Here is a 22,193-nt window from a genome sequence, read left to right on the forward strand (position 1 = left end):
TAATGAATAATTTAAAATTGAAAATGAATCAAAACTCAGAAAGATTTCCCCTTCGAAGCAGTTGGACGCTTCGGGGGACTAAGCGGGATGTTTTAACCCTAATCCTCTTACTTTTTGTAACAGTTCAATCCTTTGCTCAAAAAGAGCCGGTAGAAGTAAAAGATGGATACAAAGTAGAAATTAAAACTTCTGCTATTTGTGAGATGTGCCAGTATGCATTGGAAAAGGATTTGGCTTTTGAAAAAGGAGTCAAAGAAGCAACGCTAAACCTCGATGATAAGGTGATGTCGGTTGTTTACAATCCGAAGAAAACTGATGCTCAAACGATTCGGGAACGCATCACGATGGTAGGTTATCATGCGGATACACTTGCGAGAAATGCTGAGGCTTATGAAAATTTGCCCAATTGTTGCAAGGATGGAGCACATGGAACTCCTGTACCGCAGGTTCCGCTAAAAGGGGACAACTGAGATGATTTGGAATCCAGAATCTTATAACACTTAGCCTGCTGGATATAAATCCAAAATTTAGCAATTCCGTATATTTGTTGAGTTGAAAAAGGTAATATCCATATCCCTGGCCATTATTCTGTTACTAGGTAACGTCGGTTTTACCTATGGCACTCATTTCTGCATGGGTATGGCGATGAAGAGCGAAGTAATGCTGGGTCAGGAACATATGGATTGTGGAATGGGCTCTATGGATCATCCTGAGCATAAAGATGATTTGATGAACTATGCAGCTCCGGATTGTTGTGAAAATAAGTACGTCTCGGTTGAAACAGGTGAATTGTTCAAAAAGGATGTTTCTCAGGATTTATCCAATGTTTTAGTTGCTGCCACACTCGCTAGCGTCCTCTACATCATTGACCTTAATTTCAATGCAAAACAACCGATTCTGGTTGATACCTCTCCCCCCTTACCCGATCAGGACTTTCAGTCACTGTTTCAGGTATTTCTGATATGATTTTATGATTTGATTGTGTAATGCAGGCTCCCATACAAGGTGTCCCTGTATCGGTACATTCTTTCAAATCAATAAATCATACAATGCTCAATAAAATTATAAAATACTTTTTAGAGAATAGGCTGGTCACCGTCCTGCTTCTGCTCGGTTTTATCCTTTGGGGTGTAATAACAGCTCCTTTCGGGTGGAAACTTGGAGCGCTACCCTCCGACCCTGTTCCTGTTGATGCCATCCCTGATATTGGAGAAAATCAACAGATTGTCTTTACGCAATGGCAAGGCCGATCCCCTCAGGATATTGAAGATCAGATATCCTACCCTCTGACGACCTACCTCCTCGGCATACCGGGAGTTAAGTCCATCCGCAGTTCTTCCATTTTCGGCTTTTCCAGTATCTACATCATCTTCAATGAAGACATAGAGTTCTATTGGAGCCGATCCCGAATCCTGGAAAAACTCAGCTCCATTCCGTCCGGGCTTTTACCGGAAGGTGTTCAGCCTACACTTGGGCCCGATGCAACGGCACTCGGGCAGGTCTACTGGTACACGATTGAAGGCCGTGATAAAGAAGGAAATCCAACCGGAGGATGGGACCTACATGAAATTCGTACCGTTCAGGATTTCTATGTCAAATACGGACTGAATGCCACTGAAGGCGTCTCAGAAGTCGCTTCCATCGGAGGGTTTGTACAAGAATATCAAATAGATGTCAACCCAGAAGCACTCAATGCTTATAACATCCCCTTGCATAAGGTGATATTGGCGGTAAGACAATCAAATAAGGACGTAGGAGCCAAAACCATCGAGCTGAATCAGGCTGAATACCTGGTACGAGGGTTGGGCTATATCAAGTCTGTTGAAGACCTGGAAAAAGCGGTTGTTGCGGTACAGGATAATGTACCCATTCGTATTCAGGACATTGGCGTTGTTTCATTAGGTCCTGCTACCAGGCGTGGTTTGCTGGATAAAGACGGTGCAGAAGTGGTCGGTGGTGTTGTGGTGGCAAGATACGGCGCAAACCCATTGGAGGTAATCAACAATGTCAAAGAAAAGATCAAAGATATCGCTCCGGGGTTACCTTCAAAAACATTGGCTGACGGAACAGAAAGTCAGTTGACGATTGTCCCGTTTTACGATCGATCGCAGTTGATATATGAAACCCTGGGTACCCTGGAGGAGGCTCTATCGCTGGAAATCCTGATTTCCATATTGGTGGTCATCGTGATGGTCTACAACTTGAGAGCATCCTTTTTGATCTCCAGTTTGCTCCCAATAGCCGTCCTTATGGTGTTCATTTCGATGCGATACTTTGGCGTGGACGCCAATATTGTAGCCCTCTCAGGGATCGCTATCGCCATCGGTACAATGGTGGATTTGGGTATTATCCTTTCCGAAAACATCATCAAACACCTGGATGAAGCACCTGAAGATCAAAAGCTGATTACCACTATATATAATGGCTCTGCTGAGGTGGGTACCGCTATCCTGACAGCTGTTTCCACCACCATCGTCAGCTTTATTCCCGTGTTTACCATGGAGGCCGCCGAAGGCAAACTCTTTGGCCCTTTGGCGTTCACGAAAACATTTGCGCTCATTGCCGCTCTGATAGTTTCGCTCTTGATTCTGCCAACATTGGCCTATTGGTTTTTTGGGTTAAGAATCAAAAATGAGCGACTCAAACAAATCGTGAATCCCGCTCTAATACTCCTTGGGGTTATTGGTTTGCTATTTGGTCAAATATGGGGAGGAATTATGCTGGTGCTATTTGGTTCACTGGTTCTATTCAAAAACTGGTTCCGAAAAATAAACCGTCCCCATCAATGGTATCACATATTCATCGACAAAGCTGAGTTGATCGTAACCGTGCTTGGAGTGGTTTGGCTACTAGGTAAATATTGGTTGCCGCTTGGTGCTGGGGAAAGCTTATTATTGAATGTATTGTTTGTTGGTCTTCTCGTGGGAATCATTCTCGGAGCTTTCAGTTTATTGGAGCATTACTACAAATCCATCCTGAAATGGTGCCTTGAAAACAAAATCAAGTTCTTACTTATTCCTTCATTTCTCATCTTGATTGGTGTCAATATCTGGTTGGGCTTTAATACGGTTTTTGGATTTGCAAGAAAAGGATTCGAGGCAGTAGGCGTTGATATCCAAACCACGAAAGTCTGGTCGGTGCTCGCTCACAGGTTTCCCGGAATCGGCGAAGAGTTTATGCCTTCGCTGGATGAGGGTAGCTTCCTCTTGATGCCTACCTCCATGCCGCACTCAGGTATTGCATATAATCGAAAAGTAGTGGGACAACTGGATATGTTGCTAACAAACATTCCCGAGGTTGACCTGGCCGTTGGGAAGCTGGGCAGAGTAGAGTCTGCTCTTGACCCTGCCCCTATCTCAATGTATGAGAATGTCATCAATTACAAACCTGAATACATCGTCGATCAAAGAGGTCATAGGGTACGTTTCAAAGTGGATGAGGAAGGCAGATATGCATTGAAAGACGGGCGATCCCTGGATAATGAAGAAGCTCTTTTACAGGGCATTGGCAAAGAGCAACTGGTACAAGATGCTAACGGTCAATTCTTTCGAAACTGGAGAGCAAGCATCCAGTCTCCGGATGACATCTGGAATGAGATCATCAAGGTGACGAAAATCCCGGGGGTCACCTCGGCACCTAAGCTTCAGCCCATCGAAACACGACTGGTGATGCTGCAGACAGGTATGCGTGCACCTATGGGCATCAAAGTGTATGGACCAGATCTTTCAACCATTCAGGCTTTTGGCTTACAGTTGGAAGATATTTTGAAAGCAGTTCCTTCCGTGAAGGAAGAGGCGGTCTTCGCCGATCGGATTGTTGGAAAACCATATCTGCACCTCAATATTGACCGTGAGCAGATTGCGCGTTACGGTTTAAGCATCGAGGATGTGCAACAAACCATCGAAACCGCTCCTACCTCCCCGTAAAGGACGCTTTGATTGAGAGCGATGCTCAAACGGCCAGCAAGGAGGCAATCACACTTTTAAAAGCCATTGAAAATGTGGATATGACACTGGTCAAAGGAGAAGCTCACAAGGTTTGGATGGCGGATCTGAACGTTTTGCAATCAGCAACTGAACACATTTCTCAGGCCGTCAATGTGGAGAAAGCACGTGACATGCTCTCTCCATTAAGTGATCAGCTGTTTCACACATTAAAGAAATTTCAGGTAGAAGTGGATGGGTATCGTCAGTACTGCCCGATGGCTTTTGATAACGAGGGCGCCTATTGGTTGAGTAACTCAGAAGAAATTCTGAACCCCTATTTTGGAGATGCCATGCTCACCTGCGGAAATGTAGAAGAAGAATTATAAAACAGAATAATACAACAAATATGAAAATGAAGTCTATGATTTATACTGCATTGCTATCACTAGGTTTGATGGCATGCTCTACAGGAAAGTCTGAAAAATCAACCGCTCAGGAAACATCCGCAGTTGAGGAAAAAGTAGCACAGGAAGCATCCAGCACTATCGATGCATACATGGAGCTAAAAGATGCACTTGTTCAAACGGATGCCACTGTCGCACAATCCGCTGCAGAAAAACTTAGCGCTGCTATGTCAACTGAAGAAATGGATGCCACTTTGATTGAAGCAGCAAATAACATTACTTCTTCAGAGGATGTAAAAGAGCAACGTGTACAGTTTAAAGTTGTAACGGATGGACTCATTGCTTCACTGAAATCAAATGAATCAACGGATGGTGTTTATGTGCAGTACTGCCCAATGGCTTTTGACAATACAGGTGCCAGCTGGTTAAGTGTGAGTGAAGAAATCAGAAATCCATATTTCGGTGATAAAATGCTGAAGTGCGGAAAGGTGACAGAGGAACTTTAAACAATACATTGTTGCTAAATAATGGAGGTCCTTTTTAGGGCCTTCTTTTTTTCCAACTAAAACCCACAGAATGGATACGTTTTTATCGCGTTGGGCAGAAGCCGCCTACACCTCTACCGGATTCTTCTGGATGGCGCTCTGGGCGTTTATACTCGGTTATGCCGTCAGTGGTGTGATTCAGATTTTTGTTACACAGAGTCGCATGCAGCAAACCATGGGTGGAAGTGGGCTTCAAAGCATCTCAATTGGAACCTTCTTTGGCTTTGTATCCAGTTCGTGTAGCTTTTCAGCCCTTGCAACTACCAAATCACTCTTTCAAAAAGGGGCCAGCTTCATTTCATCCATGGCCTTTCTATTGGCCTCAACAAATCTGGTGATTGAGTTAGGGATTGTTATTTCTATTTTTCTGGGATGGCAATTTGTCGTTGGAGAGTATGTCGGAGGACTTCTTTTGATACTCTTCAGCTGGTTACTAATTCGTATCATTCACCCGAAAAAACTAATTAATCAAGCAAGGAAAAAACTAGGTAAACCCGAAGACGAATACACTTCCAAGAAAGATTTCGCCAAAAAAATCAAGTCATCTGAAAGCTGGGCAAAGGTTGGTAAGCAATATGCAATGGAATGGAAAATGGTGTGGAAAGACGTGACAGTGGGATTCACCATAGCCGGGATTATTTCGGCTTTTGTACCCAATTCATTCTTTCAGACGTTGTTCATCAATTCAGGAACAAACGTGGAGAGTTATAGTTTTCTCAACCTCCTGCAGCATGTGATCGTCGGTCCGGTGGCCGCCTTTCTCACCTTTATTGGCTCGATGGGTAATATTCCTTTAGCTGCATTGCTTTTCACAAAAGGCGTAAGTTTTGCAGGCGTGATGGCGTTTATTTTCAGCGATCTGGTAGTATTTCCAGTCTTAAGAATCAACGCCAAATACTACGGATGGAAAATGTCCTTTTTTATATTGTGCCTACTTTTTAGCTCCTTGATTTTCACTGCACTCGGACTTCATTACGGGTTGGATTTCCTCGGTTTTTTACCTGATGGTTCAGGTATAAATATTATCGAGAAAGATCATTTCAAAATTGACTATACATTCTGGCTGAACATTGCCTTTTTAATTATTTCCGGGGTATTGATCTATTTCGGCTTTTTCAAAGGAAAAGATGTACATCACCACAAAGAAATGGCTCCAAAAAGTCCTGCTTTGGAACAGACATTAAAATGGCTGGCAATTATCTGCTACGGCTGGCTTGCCGGAGGATTAATCATATATATGATCCAGTAGATTCGAAAGGTTATTTCGACCTCTCGTAATGCTTCACAGCAATGCAATAATCCAAAAATGATCGGTTTAATTCCTGATCATTGAGTTTGCATACATAGCTCGCTATCGATTCTTCATTATCTGCCAATTGATCATTTCGATTACTGGTAGACTGGTAAAGATCGGTAACGAGTTTTTTTATGGACTTTCTTAATTCAGATTGGTGAGAGGGACTCTTAGTATGAATCATCTTAGCTGGTTATCTGGGTATAAAAGAAACATAAATTCTGCACAATCACTGCATGTTTGAAAAATGAATATTCCGCTGTTCAATATCTTGATTTAACCGTAACATTTTCTTAAATGAAAAAAGATATCACAACTTGCCATCTCGAGAATCGTTAATCTTGCCTTCAAAAAAAAGAAACTTGAAAGCATATCAGGACAACATTGATCAATTACAAAAGGAGTCATCCAGATTAACAGCCAGCGACCGACGCATCAGTGTTTCACGTTTACTATCCATCACTGCTGCCGCATTCCTTTATTATCAATACAACCAAACGGACAATGTGTTTTTATTACTTGCCGGAGTTATCACTACAATTGCTTTCTTGCTATTGATAAAAAAACACAAATTTATTCGATGGGAGAACGCATTGGCTAAAGCCAAAATTGAGATCAATAAAGATGAGCTCTCTTTTCTGGAGAATGGAAAGCCCCGTTTTGATGATGGTTCAGCATTCATACAACATGATCACCCTTACTCTTATGACCTGGACTTTTTTGGTGAGCATTCTCTATTTCAAACCCTCAACCGAACGGGTACGACCTACGGAAAAAGGGGGTTAGCAAATAATCTTCTTCACATCCTACCTGAAAAGAAAATCCTGGAAACGCAGGAGGCGGTAAAAGAGCTCACACCCCATTTGACCTGGCGACATCAGTTGTTGGCTTTGAGTAGAATAAAACCTGATAGTCCTGAAAGCAACAAAGAACTGCTGGAATGGGCAGGAAGAAAACCGAGAAGAATTAGCAAGGTTGTTCGCTTACTCTCCTTCTTACTCCCTGCTATTACTATCATATTTTTTGGATTTTATCTGATCCATTCATCCGAATTACTTGGTAGGTTGAGTGGTTTACTATTTCTGATCAACCTGGGGATCCTAGGGGCACACATGCTCTCGATCAAAGCAGAGCTGATCTCAACGACCAAGATTGAAGACATCCTCAAACACTATTCGTATCTTCTGAAAGAAATAGAGCAGACAGATTTCCAATCAGAAAAACTGAAGCAACTGCAGTCATCACTTACAAGTAGAGAAACAAAGGCCAGCGAAGCAATCCACCACCTCTCATTACTGTTTGGCAGACTGGAACATGTAACCAATATTTTTGCCAGCCCACTCTTAAATGGATCATTGCAGTATCACATTCACGTATTGCATGCACTCCAACATTGGAGAGAAAAGCATGCAGAACATCTGGAAGAATGGATGCAGACCATTGGAGAAATTGAGGCAATCAACAGCCTTTCAAACTTTGCTTACAACAATCCGGATTTTGTGTTTCCAACAATCAATCATGAAAAGCAGATCCAGTTTAAAGATCTTGGACACCCCTTGATCTCTAAGGACAAAAGCGTTACGAACTCAATCGATTTCAACTCAAAGAAATTTTTCATACTGACAGGTTCAAACATGTCAGGTAAAAGTACTTTTCTACGTACCGTAGGTTTAAATATGGTTCTGGCCGGAATTGGTGCTCCGGTATACGCATCGAAAGCGCACGTGTATCCCATGCCGGTTTTTGTTTCCATGCGATTATCAGATTCACTCACAGATAGCGAGTCCTATTTCTATGCAGAAGTCAAGCGACTGAATTATATCATGGAGCAGCTGAATAAAGGTGAGGCATTTGTACTTCTGGATGAAATACTACGAGGAACGAACTCCGATGATAAGCGAAATGGAACGATGGAAGTCATTCGTAAAATGGCTGAAAAAAAAGCATTTGGAGGCATTGCCACTCACGATCTGGAGGTATGCAATGTGTCTGATGAATACTCTGAGTCTCTTATCAATAAGCGCTTCGAAGTAGAGATTGTCAATGATGAACTGGTGTTTGATTACAAACTGCGAGACGGAATCTGCGAAAACAAAAGCGCCAGTTTCATCATGAGAAAGATGGGAGTGATTTAGACCAAATCAAATGCCTCGGCAAATCGAATGAGGTCAACAAATCTTTTGATCTCAAGCTTATTCATAATATTCTTTCGGTGGGTATCCACTGTGAATCTGGCTATCGAAAGCTGATCAGCTATTTCCTGATTTGAGAGTCCCTTTGCCAACAAAGTCATAACCTCCACCTCCCGGGCGGTCAACTCCTGAAATTTGTTCATGTTGTTATGAACAAATTCATCTAGCGCAATCAGTTTCATGAATTTATTCTGGTACTTATCCAGGAAACGTATCTTAAAGTCGAGCGTAAAAAGTCCTTTCGCGTTTTCGCTGTATTTCATAAAGGAAACGTACCACTCCAGATCAGCATCTGGATCAGGACTCATGTTCATGTGCTGAAACATCACTCCGATCTCCTGCTTATTATCCCGCGTCATAAAATCCACCGCGAACTGTACATTTCGCTGGTAGTTCTCAGGATCTACCCGATTCATAAGTTCAGCATTAAACACCTCACCTATATTCTCTTTATCCATCTTAAAACCTCGTCGAATGTCAGGGTCAAAATAGAGAATACCCATGTTCACCGCATCATGTACATGCATGTGATCGGCAGGCAATGTTTCATATAAGGCATCCAGATCATCCCACCTTTCAGACTTGATAAACTTTTCTGACTGCCAGAAAAAAGTACGATGAAGATTGACTAGTTCTTTGTCCTTTGATTCCATGGTGAGGGTCATTAGAGCATAATAAAGCTACTGAAATAGCAATCAAGGTCCCGGTAAAAATACCAGAAAGTTGGTATTGACTTTCTAAATAATTGATTGTCAATTTGTTACCTTACCAAATATCACCTATATGAAACGTAATGCTATTTTTCTTATTTCGACCTTGTTAGGTCTTATGACATTGACATTTTGTTCATCCGATTCCAGCCCGAGTGATTTAGGTACTCTAACACTGGAGATAATGAATTCAGATCCTGATGGTGTTTATAATGTAGGCGAAACATTGAGTGCGACAGTCACATTTGTCAGTGAAGAGGGTTTGAAACAACTCAACTACACATTTGAAGTAGATGGAGTTTTGGGGGATAAAACAACTCAAACTCCTGAAGACTTAGGATTGGATCCGAATCCGACCAGTGGAGTTGTAAACTTTAATTATGTAATCGAACAATCATTGAGCGGCGCTGAGGTAACCATTTACTTTGAGGTGATCGATTCAAAAGATCAAAAAGAGGAGCGACACTTCAATTTCAATGTAGATGAGTTCATTCCAGTAGTTGAATTCACAGATATAACTGTTGAAGGGCCACTTTTCGACAATTCATCCAAGTCATTTGTGGCAACTTCTACAGGTATGACGTATTCAGCATCTGATGTAAGTGATGATTCGAGTTTGGAAGCTGTGGTTGATTTTGGTTTACATTACTTTGGCCCTATTAGTGGTATTGGTTTTGTGTCTCCATCAGACGATATTGATAGTTGGTATGACTTTTCTGCTTCTGATCTTAATTGGTCTATAAAAAATCATACGATCCTAAGACTGGTAGATGATGCAACAAGCACGGATTTTGATGCAATAGCGTCTGAAATACACCTTCTGATTATTTTTGATGAAGGAGGTGACCAATATTCAACAATTACTGAACTTCAAGAAGGTGATGTACTTGCATTTGAGACGGATGCTGATAAGTCAGGTGGAAGCAAAAAAGGGGCTCTGATCATCCGTTCCGCAGTAGATGGAAACACAGACGGTGACTATCTGGACGCTGAAGATTACTTAGTGATTGACATCAAGGTTCAAAATTAGAATAGTCTTTTACTCAACGTATGCTATGATACCTGAGTGACAAAAACTTAGATTCAGGAATTAAATGGAGGCAATTTTAACCTCCATTTCGTATTTTTAACTATGCGATCTCTCTTCACCACTACTCTCCTACTTATTGCTATTTTCATCAAGGCACAATCCAATCAAACAACCACTGAATTAGTGATGTCTATGTCTCAACGCTCACTGGTGATGCCCGGATATTTAACGGAGCTCAAGGCTTTGGTAGCTCGACAAGCGTATGAGTTCTGGAAAGAGGGAAACGTAGAACCTTATGTCTCACATCTGAATGTATATCAATCACTCTATGAGGCAAATAAATACCTGGGCTATGATTCAGTAAGAAACATGGCTTACAATCAGGTTGGAGCTCACTCAAACACCGTAACATCTGTCGTATTTGGTGATAATCCCAATCACTACTACTCCTCATCAACCGATGGTAAAATCCTAAAGTGGGATTTATCGAACCCGGGAAGCATACCCGAAACCGTTTATGAGTCGAATAAAATTATTCAGTCGATTGAAATGTCCAACGATGGTGAAGTACTAATGGCTATTTTCTATCAAAAAGGCCTGGCACTGATTCCAACGAACAAGGATAATAAGAGCGATATTCAGGTGTTGGAAGATCCACAGCCCGTACAAACAGCCACTTTTCTCCCGGGTGAACGCAAGTACTTAACTGTTGCTAAAACAGGAGAACTCATCTTAAAAGGCTTTGATGCACAGTCAGAGCAGGTGGGAAAAACAGCCTTAAAAGTCAATCAATTGAAAGTAGATGAACAGGACGGTACCATCTATGCGGGAACGGATGAAGGGGTGCTGGAGGCTTGGGAAAAACCATATGAGGTGAAAGAAAGCCCCATAGAAGACATCATGAAAAACTGGCGCAAACAATCCTACTTCGGATATGAATTAGGATCTTTCGCTATCAATTGTCTTGATATTAGTCCGAATGGGAACACCCTTGCTATCGGTAGAGACCGTGGGGATGTGATTCTTTGGGACATCCCAAACAAAAAACTCATTCGCATCATCTCCGGACATCAGAGCACGGTAACAGACATTCAGTTTAATCCTAAAGGTGATTTATTGCTCACTACCAGCAGAGATGGCACAGCACGTATCTGGGACCTGACTGATTCGCGTAAACTTCCAATTATTCTGGACGATCATGATGATTGGGTATTTACCGGAAGCTTTAATCCAACCGGAACTCAGGTAATAACTGGTGGAGGTGATGAATTTATTCGTACATGGCCCATAGATCCCGCTTATTTTGCCTTCCGCATTTGTGCAATAGTCAACCGAAATCTTACGCAGGAAGAGTGGGCTGAGTTTGTGGGTAAAGACATGCCTTATAAGGTTACTTGTGGTGAATAATAGGATTCTGATACTTTCTAACAGCCACCTTACCTTTCTAGCCTAAGCGAACGTATTTATTCCGTTTGTTGGTTCTTGTGGTAAAGCAATTCAACAAGCCAATGAATAATTGGACGAAAAACGGTTTTTTAACTTTCATAGTGGTGTTTTTTTCATTTCTTAATAATGATTCAAAATTGAAAAATGATATCCCCACCTGTGAGCGCGAATTACGGAATTGGTCAAATTGAGTGAAACACGTAGATGGATCAATCCAACATGTTTCTCATAAAATCCAAATTTTTCGAAACGATTGGGTGGGTTTTTGGCTTCTATTGATGAATCAAACAATTCAACACAATGGCAAAAATCATAAACTCACTTGTAAACGGAATAAAAGGAGGCATAAATGGAGCGATTGAAGGAACGGCCGATTTAGGTAGTACCATCGTCACCTCAGTCAAAGAAGTCACCCTAAAAACGATAGAAGGAACAAAAGACATTGTAGTGAAAGGAGTTCAGGTTCCAGCGTCTATCGTTCAGGGAACATTCGAAGGTCTCACCAATATTGGAAAAGGAGTGATCGGCCTGGTAAAGGGTATTGTCAATGGTGCTGTGCAGGGAGCGATGGAAAGCGGAGTAGATCAAAAAGATGCAGTTCAAGGCTCAGTGAAACAGGCTATTCATTCCGCTAAAAACCTTGGATTGGATGTGGGCTCTGTCGCAGTAGAAGCTGTGAAAGGCTCAGTAAGTGGAGTAAAGCAAGTTGGAGGAGATACCCTTGCTGCAACGAAGAATTCCATTATCGCAGCAGTAGAGGCCGCAGGTGAAATCAGCATCGAATCACACAAAGCCGTGAAAGATGCGATAGATGAAGGAATAGAAGGTGGAAGAGATATTTTGAAGCAGTTGTAAAACAAGTCAAAAAAGAATTCGTCTGAATAAATAAGATTGTCGTTTCCATGGCAATCTTTTTCTTTGTCTATTACGTTCTGAGACACTAATGAAAAAACTGATTTTACTAATCTCTATTGCAGTGGCATGTAGCGCACCAGCACCTACAGCGCAAGAAGTCGTGGATAAGGCCATTTCTCAGGCAGGAGTTGACAAGTTGAAAAATGGAGAGGCCTCTTTTACTTTTCGTGACATTGATTATACATACATGATGCATGGAGGTGACTTCATCTATACACGCACTCAAAAGGACTCCCTAGGTAATCAGGTAAAAGATGTGCTTGATAATGAGGGTTTATTCCGTTATATCAATGATACATTAGTAAATCTGGATCAAGAAAGGCAAGCAGCTTACACCAGTTCGGTCAATTCCGTGATTTATTTCGCATTCCTCCCCTTCCGTCTCAATGATGCTGCAGTGAATAAAAGCTATGTCGGAGAAGTTGAAATCAATGGTAAGAGTTACAACAAAATCAAAGTTACTTTTGATGCAGAGGGTGGCGGTGAAGATTTTGAGGACGTCTTCTACTATTGGTTTGATACGGAAGATTACAGCATGGATTACCTGGCCTACAGTTACAATGAAGAAGATGAAGGCACAGGTATGCGTTTCAGAATTGCTTATAACAGCAGAAAAGTCAATGGTGTTACCATTCAGGACTATCGAAATCTAAAGCCAAAAGTGAAAGACAGTGTGCCATTGGAACAAATCAATCAGGCTTACTTGGATGGAAAACTGGAAGAATTATCGCTCATCGAATTGGAAGATGTGGTAATCAATTATTGATTAGTACAAGATTCCCGAGTCATTGGAATCTATTCATTCAACATATGATTATTAGATTCCCAAGTCTCACTCCTCCGTCGTTCGCAAGGGAATGGCGAGAAACACTATATTCAGCAAATGGCTAAAGGCGGTTATGTCTATATCATGTCCAATAAAACCCGTAAGGTTGTATATGTCGGATCAACTAATAACCTGTACAATAGAGCCTACCAACATAAAAATGGTTTCGGATCAGAATTCACTAAAAAATATAAATGTACAGACTTAGTTTATTACCATTTCTATGAAAGGATTGAGACAGCTATTGAAAGAGAACGGAAGGTCAAAAAATGGAATCGAGCTTGGAAAGACAAACTCATCAAAGACTTCAACCCTGAACTTAAAGACTTATTTGATCAAGTCTCTGAAATGCAATAGAAGCTCACCGCCATTCCCTTGGGAGGACAGACGAAGGATGTCCGAGTCATGGGAATCTTGGTTTATTCTTTGAAACAGGATGAGATTCCCAAGTCTCGCTCGTACCTCGCTCGCAAGGGAATAGCGAAGGGATAGGAATGAAAAATCAAGTAATTTCGATTCCATGAAATGGAGATACTTACTATTATCATCACTACTAACATTTTGCACATCACCTGAATCAGAAGATACTGAGTCAGAACATCTGCTAGAGCCAGTAACTATTCCGGTATCTGAAAACTCGAGTCTCCCCCATTTGATTAAAGGAGCTGACAACAGGCTATACCTAAGCTGGGTAGAAAAAAGAGACTCCAATTGGGTAGATCTGAAATTTTCTACAGTCATGGATGATCAATGGAGTAAGCCAGAACTCATTGCCTCAGGCAATGACTGGTTCGTCAATTGGGCTGATTATCCTATGTTAGCGGTCGATTCTAAAGGAAACAAAATAGCCCACTACCTGGCAAAAAGTGCGGCAGGAACATATTCCTACGATGTGAATTTGATTTTGAAACCTAAGGATTCGACCAAATGGTCTTCGCCTGTCATCCCTCACAAGGACAGCACCCCAACAGAACACGGATTTGTAACCATGCTTCCAAATAATGATGGTTCCTTCCTCCTCTCATGGTTGGACGGAAGAAATACCGGAGGCGGAGGTCATGGAGATCACGGAAGTGGTGGAGCCATGACCATTCGGTCTGCTGTAATAGACTTGCAAGGAAACCTATCAGAAGAGACTGAACTGGACGGAAGAGTATGTGACTGCTGCCAAACCGGAGGGGTTATGATACCTGAGGGCGCTATGATTGTTTATCGAGACCGATCCGTCGATGAGGTGAGGGATATGGCATTCGTAACTAAAACTGATTCCGGATGGAGTCAACCTAAACTCGTTGCACAAGACAACTGGAACATTGCCGGGTGCCCGGTGAATGGCCCACGAATCGCAGGTTATGGAAGCACAGTCGCTACCGCTTGGTATACATCTGCGTTGAGTAGACCGAAAGTGAAAGTAGCATTTAAGGAAGGTGAGGATTTCAGTGAGCCAATCACCGTAGATAGTTCCTCTCCTGTTGGTCGGGTAGATATAGCCATGCTGAATGATCAAACAGCTATTGTGAGCTGGATGGATGGTGGAGAAACTCCTGCCATAAAGTATCGAATCGTCAATCAAAATGGCTCCATGTCATCCGTAAAAACCGTGGCGAAAATATCTGAAAGCCGGGGCAGTGGCTTTCCACAGATGGAAATATTTGATGGGGATGTATATTTTGCTTGGACTGAACTCAATGAAAAGAATACCACGATAAAAATGGCGAAAATCAGACTTTCAATTTAAAAGAGTGTCTCAAAAGTGAGGTATTCTTTTGAGACACCCACTACCATCTATTCATACCTAAGTGCTTCCACCGGATTGGAATACGTGATCTTAGTGACCGCTGAAATCACACTGATGACAGCCACCAATAAAAGAATCAAAATCGCACCAATGAAAGGCATAATGCCGACAGGAGCACGATAGGAGAATTCGGCAATCCACCCTTCCATGAGTAAATAAGAAAGCGGAAGACCTATAGCGATTGCTACAATCACCAATCGTACAAACTGGCCCAAAATCATGCGCATAATTTGTCCGGAAGTTGCTCCTAATATTTTCCGCATCCCCACTTCCTTAATACGTTGATTCAGAATGGCAATCGCCATGCCGAGCAGTCCCAAACTAGCCAGGATCAATGCGATCATCGAAAAAATAGAGAATATGGAGAGTGTCCGTTCCTCCTGCTCATAAAGGGATGCTAACTCCTGATCAAGAAAGTGATATTCGAAGGGGAGCTCGCTTTCAATGTTCGCATTATATATTTCCTCAATTTTCGCAATAGTCTCACCAAACTGCTGACCACTCAGCTTTACCAGTAAATGTCCTGCACCCAAGGGCTGTACGGCCATCATCAAAGGTTGTATTTCCTGATGCAACGATTGAAAATGGAAATCCTTAATCACTCCGATGATTCGCATCTCGTATTCACGCCCACTTGCATCCTGTACCAGCGTCTTTCCAACCGGATTTTCTACATTCAATTGTCCTGCAAACGTTTCATTGATAATGACCCCTCCTACTGAATCTGTTGCAAAGGACCGATCAAAAATCCGTCCCTGAACTACCTCAAAGCCCAACACTTTTTCGATACCATAGTCCACCATCAGTTCAGATGCATCAACACGCTGTTCGGGATTATCTCGTAAAAAATATGGGTGCTGATTAAACTGTCCTCCCGGGATACTGGAGGTGAGCGCAGTTGTACGAACCCCATTAATATCTTCTAGTTGATTTTGCGTCGTTCTTAATGCCTCAAGATCAACATTCCCTTTTGCCACACTAATAGGTACATTCAATGATATAATCGCATCCTGATCAAACCCCAGATCCTTATCTTTCATGTATCGTAGCTGGTTGAAAATGATCAGGCTACCACTAATGAGGATGGCAGAGATAGTGAATTGCAGGATAACCAATGCACTTCGCAAGCGAACGCCTTTGACGCTGGTTGTGAGTTTCCCTTTCAACACTTCGGTTGGTTTGAAAGAGGATAGAGCTACTGCCGGATAAAAACCCGCCAGCAAGCCTACTCCAACTCCCAGGATCAATGCTTTAATTAGGAAAGAAACATTGAATAAATCAGCAACTTGAAATTGCTTTCCACTGATAAAATTAAATCCATCAAGCAGTAGAACAACAATAAAAACCGATAGACAAAGTGCAAATACCGAAAACAGGATTGATTCCAGATAAAACTGGCCGGATAGATTTTTCGAGATCGCCCCAAGTGTCTTTCGCACCCCTATTTCTTTGGCCCGCTCAATAGATTTTGCAGTGGTCAGATTGGTATAATTGATCGCTGCGATCAGGATCAAAAAGCCAAGAACCACCAACAGAATATAGACATAAAGGATATTGCCATTATTTTCCAACTCCCACCTAAGGTGAGAATTCAAATGAATGGATGTGATCGGCTGAAGTTCAAACCGCTCTTCACCGGCTAGAATAATCTCTTTCCTCGCTTCATCCACATTAATGTATCCCAGGGCCCATTCAGGAATTTTAGATTCCAATGCTTCATGCGAGGCACCTTCTTTTAATCTGATGTAATTGAAGTGACCAAAATCCGCCCAGGTCATCCAATTACTGGTTGGATTTATCTGCTTGAGGGTCACATAGGGTATAATGCCATTGAAATGAAAGTGAGAATGCTCCGGCATAGGCTCCACCACCGCAGACACAGCTAATGCCATATCATTCATACTTAGCTCCTGACCAATAGCTGAACTATCTCCAAAATACTTTTTGGCCATCGGCTCTGTGATTACAAGGGAGAAAGGCGTTTTTAATGCATCCTCATCTCCTTCCAGCACTTTCAACTTAAAGACATCAAATAAAGTGGAGTCAGCAAAGTAAAAATCCGGCTCCTCAAAAATCACATTTGTTTTTACATTCTTGACCCTGATCTTGTCCCGACTCAATCCCGGCCCATACCAGGGGGAAAGACTGACCGCCTCCTCTACTTCAGGGAAATCACTAACCATCGCCTGGGCCATTGGATGTGGCGTCCGTGTTTGGGGGTTATCAGACATCCAGGCGATCCGATAAATGCGATCGGAATCTGGAAGTTCCTGATCATAGGACAACTCATCCTGAACATATAAATAGATCAGGATGCTACAGGTAAAGCCAACGGTTAGGCCAAGTACATTGAGAAATGAAAACAGTCCATTCCGTTTTACATTCCTGCTAAATATTTTGAAAAAGTGCTGAATCATGTCGCTGTTCATTTTGAGTTTAAAAACATGATTCAAACTAAGCGTCCGGTCTCCGTTCGAAGGTTCTTTTCCTTCGGAAAGACGTTCTTCCCCATAAATCAGAACGCCCTTTGCCTCTCGATATTCAGAGGGTGTTAGCCCCGTACGTCGTTTAAACGCAGTATTGAAGGCTGATTTGGAGTTGTATCCGACCTGTGTAGCAATGTTTTCAATTTTCACCTGATCGTTTGCCTCATCTCGTAAAAGCATACAAGCTTCTCGTACACGAAAGCGAGCAAGCAGATCCTGAAAACTGATTTTCAAAGAATCATTCAGCACCTGAGAAAGGTGATGATTGGTTACGCCCAGCAGTTCGGCTAGTGTAGTTAGCGAAGCGTCATCTCGTCGATAGAAATGCTGATCCCGCATGACCTCCTCCAGCTTGCCAATGATGGACGATTTGATCTCCGGGGTTAAGGTTGACTTTTTATACTTATTTCCCATTGGGATTGGAGATAAAAACGATGATTCCCGGATCAACTGGTAGAGAATCTGAAACAACAGAATCAGAAACAAAACACAGTAGATGCTAACTCCAAATTGACAGTAGAAAGAGGCCAGAAACAGCATTTGGAGAAATACAAAATTTCTGAGCCAGGAAATACGTGGACCTGCATTCTGAAAATAAGTGAATCCCCTTGATTGGCTTTCATGGAGTAGCAATTTGAAAATCAAAACCACATAGAAGACCAAAACAGTGCCCCCGAAAATCCATGTAACCAGTTTTTGCTCATTGAGAATGACTATCAATAACCCGGAACCGATCAGGATCAAATAATGAAATACGGGTATTCGATTTTTTTGATAGAAAAAGGCCCGGAGATACAGAAAGAAAACAACTATTGCCAGGACTAATGCTAGTGCTTGAAAATCGCTAATACTGCCGTTAATCAGCAACAAAGACAAGTCGGCGAAAAGCAGAAGCCCCATCCACCTACCGGCGGGAGACTTGCTCAACAGCAAAGCTGCACCTGATACTAAACCAACTATCAATGTGCTCAACATCATGACAGACAAGTCCGCTATCCATGGAAAATTCATCCACTGATCCATCCGGTAAAAATGGGGAATTCAGGCACCATTTGGAAATGATGCAGTTCCTGAACTCCCCTCTATAGCTGACTGTAAAATATTATTCGTTCCTTAATGAATGAACCGGGTTGGCTTTGGCAGCCTGAAGGGCGTAAAGTGCTACTGTAATCCAGCTAACTGCGGTGACTAACACTCCGGCAAGCAGAAACATCCAAATCGAACTATCGATTCGATAAGCAAAACCATCTAACCACTTGCTAAGTCCCCACCAGGCAATGGGGATAGCAACCAATGAAGAAATGAGGACTAACCTCACATAATCTTTGGACAGCAAAAAGATGATGTTTCCATTACGGGCTCCCATGACTTTTCTTATCCCAACTTCCTTGGAGCGTTGTTCTACTACATAGCCCATTAAACCAAACAATCCCAGACAACAAACGAAAATCCCAAGGCCGGAAAACATGATAAAGAGCTTACTTGTTAATCGTTCTGCTTCGTAATACTGCGCCATTGACTCATCCATGTACTCGAATTCAAAGACCTTATCAGGTGCCAGTTTTCCCCAAATCTCCTCCACTGATGCCAATGATTCATCCATGTTTCGAGGGTTTAACCTGATCGTTGCGGCACGGAAGGGAGAATTAATTACCGCATTAGAGAGCTGCATAGGTTCCACCGGCTTATGCAGAGACATGAAGTTGAAATCCTCAACAACTCCTACAATAATCGCATCAAAACCTGCAGCCTCATAAACCAGCTTGCCCACTGCATCTTCGGGTTCAATGCCAAGCGCACGAACAGCTGTCTCATTCAGCAGGATCTTCTCCTTTCCATCATCCGTTCGCTCACCCATCTCGTCAGATCTGAAATTTCGTCCCGCTATCAACTTTACGCCCATGGTAGAAAGAAAGTCCTCATCGATGGTGAGAAAGGTAGTGTTTACCCAACCTTTATCGTCATCTGTGATGCTGATAGTGGAACCGGATCGAATATCATCCAGTGGAAAGTTTGTAATAGAAACTCCGTTGACACCTGCTGATTGCAAAGCCTCTTGCTTAAACACATCTATTTTCTCCCCAATAAACGGAAGCTTCTCAATCATGATCAGCTGATCCTTGTCAAACCCAAGTGGCTTGTTTGTCAGGTAATGCATCTGACGAAAAACCGTGATCGTCCCTGCGATCAAAAGAATGGCTATAATAAATTGTCCAATCACTAATAGGTGACGCAGGCTCTCCCTCCCTCTTTTGACAATTAGCTTCTGGAAAACTGCCGCAGGACTGAAATTAGATAAATAAAGTGCCGGATAGAAACCGGATAAAATGCCAAGTAATACAGGCGTAGCAATTAGAATAATGATCCCCAGGGGCGTACCAAAAACCTGCAAGCTGATCGACTTTCCAATGACCTGATTGAAATAGGGTAAGAACAGTTGAGTCAGGGGTAAAGCAATCACCATCGCTATAAAGCTTATCAAAGTAGATTCCAGCAGAAACTGAACCATCAAATCCCTTCTGCTAGCTCCTACTGATTTTCGAATCCCTACTTCAAGTGTTCGATAGGAGGCTCGTGCAGTGGCCAGGTTCACAAAATTCACTATCGCCATCAATAGAATAAATCCACCAACCAGGGCAAAGAAGTAAACAAACATTTCGCTGGAGTTCGCTTCAAATTCGGAAGCCAGATTGGAATGCAAGTGAATGTCCGTCATTGGCTGTAAGAAGTAATCATATTGATTTCCAGCACCTCTCCACGCATCATAATCATCACTACCTGCTGCCTGATTTGCCTCTGCGATTGCATTGATTTTTTCTCGCAACAATACAGGGTCAGTCTCCGGGTGAACTTTGATGTAGGTGTAAACACCCCAGGTCCCCCAGGTTGCAAAGAACCAATCAGGGAACGGCATCAGATCAATGACAGAAAGGATTTCATAGTCAAAGTGTGAGTTCGGTAACGGGTCAGCAATGACTGCCGTGACACTGACCAATGTGGATTGTTCTTTATCGGGAATCTGTAAGCTCATGAGTTTGCCTACCGGCTCTTCCTCATTGCCAAAGTATTTTTTTACTGCTGACTGTGTCAGGATTACACCATCTTTCTTCTCAAAGAACTCCTTGTTAATGCTTCCGCTGATCACTTTCGCATCAAATACATCAAAAAAGCCAGAGTCGACAGCCGTGATCCGTTGCTTTTCCAGACGGTCTCCCTCCCGCCCAAACATAAAATCATCGTATTGCAAGCGTGTATAATGCTGGATTTCTGGGATTTCATCCGTGATGACCGGCCCCATCACGGGAGCCGTTAACGCCCACTCCTTTGCATAATCCGGATATACTCGGTTCAATGCCACCCGGTAGATGCTTTCAGCCTCAGGATGATGCCTGTCGTAGGAAAGCTCATAATGCACATAACATGCTATGGTTATGCAGGCGGAAAGTCCGACAGCCAAACCCATAATATTAAGTGCCGAATGAAGCTTGTTCTTTCGTAAGTTTCGAAGGGAAAATCGTATCATGTCTTTGTTCATTTGGATGTTAAATACATGACTCAAATGAAATTTATGATCCTCATACAATGGTCTTTCCCGTTCGGAAAGGGGTGTCTCCCAATAAGTTCGCACATCTTTTTTATCTCGATAATCGGATGGTGTAAGGCCCGTGCGCCGTTTAAAAGCGGCATTAAAAGAAGATTTAGAATTATAGCCAACCATTGCAGCAATGTTCTCGATCTTCACATCGCGATGCTGCTCATCTTTCAATAGTTGGCAAGCTTTTCGAATGCGGTACCTCGCAATCAAATCCTGAAACCCGATTTTTAATGATTCATTCAGTACCTGACTAAGGTGATGCGTGGTAACTCCAAGCTCCTTTGCCAGATTCGAAAGTGAGGCATCATCCCTGAGGTAAAATTCCTGCTCCATCACCCCTTCGATCTTATTCAACACAGCTGCTTTAATCTCCGGAGTGAGTGTCGACTTTTGATACTTATTACCAATAGGAATGGGAGTCAAAAACTCCGACTCTTTAAAAGCCTGATATACAATGAAAACGATAACAACCAACACCAGACCTGCCATGAAGTCGAGGTTAGCAATACCAGAAAGCATAATTAGTAATCCAATCCCATTTATCGTGATGAAGTTTCGAAACCAGGCCAGCCTACTTCCCGGGTTTACAAACCATTGAATGCCGCGCTGCTTAGTTTCTGACTCAATCTCCCTGAGTGACATCACTCCATAGGTAATAACAATAACCAATGCAGTGATACGATCAATTAATGGTGGTGTCATGAATAAGCACACAGATAACACGACCGGAACCAAATGAACGAAACTCATTCGATTTTTTTGAGAGAAAAAGGCTCGAACATATAAAAAGAGGAAAAGCGCGATTAAACCAATCACCTGCCATTTGCTTACCGGGAAGGAAGGTTGTAAAAGCGATAGTAGAATGAAGGAGTAGGCTAAAATTAGCTTCCCCAAATGTCTTGCAGCAGGAAATTTCATCAACAGCAGGACAATACCAAAAACTCCTCCTAACAGAATTTCTGAAGCAATCAGAACAAGGCTCCATGGTATTTGCTGCAAATCCTCCACCTATCAAAAATGCGAAAA

16 protein-coding genes and 1 pseudogene are annotated in these 22,193 nt (G+C 42.4%); 13 read left to right on the forward strand and 4 right to left on the reverse strand.

The annotated features are described in order from the left end of the window. Positions 1-2: 2 nt before the first annotated feature. From ACOQON_RS09980 to ACOQON_RS10005, 6 genes and pseudogenes are all read left to right on the forward strand, one after another. On the forward strand, positions 3-470 hold the full coding sequence (locus ACOQON_RS09980) for a heavy-metal-associated domain-containing protein (protein ID WP_420575295.1): 468 nt from the start codon (positions 3-5) through the stop codon (positions 468-470). Between the two features lie 82 nt (positions 471-552). Then, on the forward strand, positions 553-966 hold the full coding sequence (locus ACOQON_RS09985) for an HYC_CC_PP family protein (RefSeq protein WP_420575296.1): 414 nt from the start codon (positions 553-555) through the stop codon (positions 964-966). 83 nt (positions 967-1,049) lie between these two features. Then, positions 1,050-3,911, forward strand: a pseudogene (locus ACOQON_RS09990) (efflux RND transporter permease subunit); the annotation flags it as partial. Between the two features lie 23 nt (positions 3,912-3,934). Beyond that, entirely contained in the window at positions 3,935-4,312 is a 378-nt protein-coding gene (locus ACOQON_RS09995) for a DUF3347 domain-containing protein (RefSeq protein ID WP_420575297.1), read from the forward strand. 20 nt (positions 4,313-4,332) lie between these two features. Next, on the forward strand, positions 4,333-4,836 hold the full coding sequence (locus tag ACOQON_RS10000; protein WP_420575298.1) for a DUF3347 domain-containing protein: 504 nt from the start codon (positions 4,333-4,335) through the stop codon (positions 4,834-4,836). Between the two features lie 70 nt (positions 4,837-4,906). Next, positions 4,907-6,124, forward strand: coding sequence for a permease (locus tag ACOQON_RS10005; RefSeq protein ID WP_420575299.1), 1,218 nt, complete (start codon positions 4,907-4,909; stop codon positions 6,122-6,124). A 10-nt stretch (positions 6,125-6,134) separates the two neighbouring features. Here ACOQON_RS10005 and ACOQON_RS10010 read toward each other — a convergent pair whose 3' ends face one another. Next, positions 6,135-6,353 carry a hypothetical protein gene (locus tag ACOQON_RS10010; RefSeq protein ID WP_420575300.1) on the reverse strand — a complete coding sequence of 73 codons (219 nt, stop codon included), beginning with the start codon at positions 6,351-6,353 and terminating at the stop codon, positions 6,135-6,137. Between the two features lie 178 nt (positions 6,354-6,531). Between ACOQON_RS10010 and ACOQON_RS10015 the strand changes: the two genes are divergently transcribed. After that, complete coding sequence (locus ACOQON_RS10015) at positions 6,532-8,304, forward strand: MutS-related protein (protein WP_420575301.1); 1,773 nt, start codon at positions 6,532-6,534, stop codon at positions 8,302-8,304. On the opposite strand, the gene ACOQON_RS10020 is transcribed toward ACOQON_RS10015, so the two are convergent. Then, positions 8,301-9,014, reverse strand: a complete 714-nt coding sequence (locus ACOQON_RS10020) for a response regulator transcription factor (RefSeq protein ID WP_420575302.1) — start codon at positions 9,012-9,014, stop codon at positions 8,301-8,303. The two genes, ACOQON_RS10015 and ACOQON_RS10020, sit on opposite strands and share 4 nt — an antisense overlap. Positions 9,015-9,255: 241 nt before the next feature. Here ACOQON_RS10020 and ACOQON_RS10025 point away from each other — a divergent pair, with 241 nt between their 5' ends. From ACOQON_RS10025 to ACOQON_RS10050, 6 genes are all read left to right on the forward strand, one after another. Further along, the gene (locus ACOQON_RS10025) at positions 9,256-10,101 is read left to right on the forward strand and encodes a hypothetical protein (protein WP_420575303.1); all 846 of its coding nucleotides are present in this window, start codon (positions 9,256-9,258) and stop codon (positions 10,099-10,101) included. Positions 10,102-10,203: 102 nt separating this feature from the next. Further along, positions 10,204-11,508, forward strand: a complete 1,305-nt coding sequence (locus ACOQON_RS10030) for a WD40 repeat domain-containing protein (RefSeq protein ID WP_420575304.1) — start codon at positions 10,204-10,206, stop codon at positions 11,506-11,508. Positions 11,509-11,847: 339 nt separating this feature from the next. Continuing rightward, a complete protein-coding gene (locus ACOQON_RS10035) occupies positions 11,848-12,402 on the forward strand; it encodes a hypothetical protein (RefSeq protein WP_420575305.1) in 555 nt (184 codons plus the stop codon). 88 nt (positions 12,403-12,490) lie between these two features. Then, positions 12,491-13,228 (forward strand): DUF6503 family protein, encoded by a 738-nt coding sequence (locus ACOQON_RS10040; protein WP_420575306.1) that lies wholly within the window; start codon positions 12,491-12,493, stop codon positions 13,226-13,228. Between the two features lie 117 nt (positions 13,229-13,345). Beyond that, a complete protein-coding gene (locus ACOQON_RS10045) occupies positions 13,346-13,645 on the forward strand; it encodes a GIY-YIG nuclease family protein (protein ID WP_420575307.1) in 300 nt (99 codons plus the stop codon). Positions 13,646-13,808: 163 nt separating this feature from the next. Then, positions 13,809-15,026, forward strand: coding sequence for an exo-alpha-sialidase (locus tag ACOQON_RS10050; RefSeq protein ID WP_420575308.1), 1,218 nt, complete (start codon positions 13,809-13,811; stop codon positions 15,024-15,026). A gap of 47 nt (positions 15,027-15,073) precedes the next feature. Here the strand turns inward: ACOQON_RS10050 and ACOQON_RS10055 are convergent, their stop codons facing one another. After that, positions 15,074-18,595: an ABC transporter permease gene (locus ACOQON_RS10055; RefSeq protein ID WP_420575309.1), complete on the reverse strand. Its 3,522-nt coding sequence runs from the start codon at positions 18,593-18,595 to the stop codon at positions 15,074-15,076. A 79-nt stretch (positions 18,596-18,674) separates the two neighbouring features. Next, positions 18,675-22,175: an FtsX-like permease family protein gene (locus ACOQON_RS10060; RefSeq protein ID WP_420575310.1), complete on the reverse strand. Its 3,501-nt coding sequence runs from the start codon at positions 22,173-22,175 to the stop codon at positions 18,675-18,677. Positions 22,176-22,193 lie beyond the last annotated feature (18 nt).

It is taken from the genome of Ekhidna sp. (assembly GCF_965221965.1).
GTDB lineage: Bacteria > Bacteroidota > Bacteroidia > Cytophagales > Cyclobacteriaceae > Ekhidna.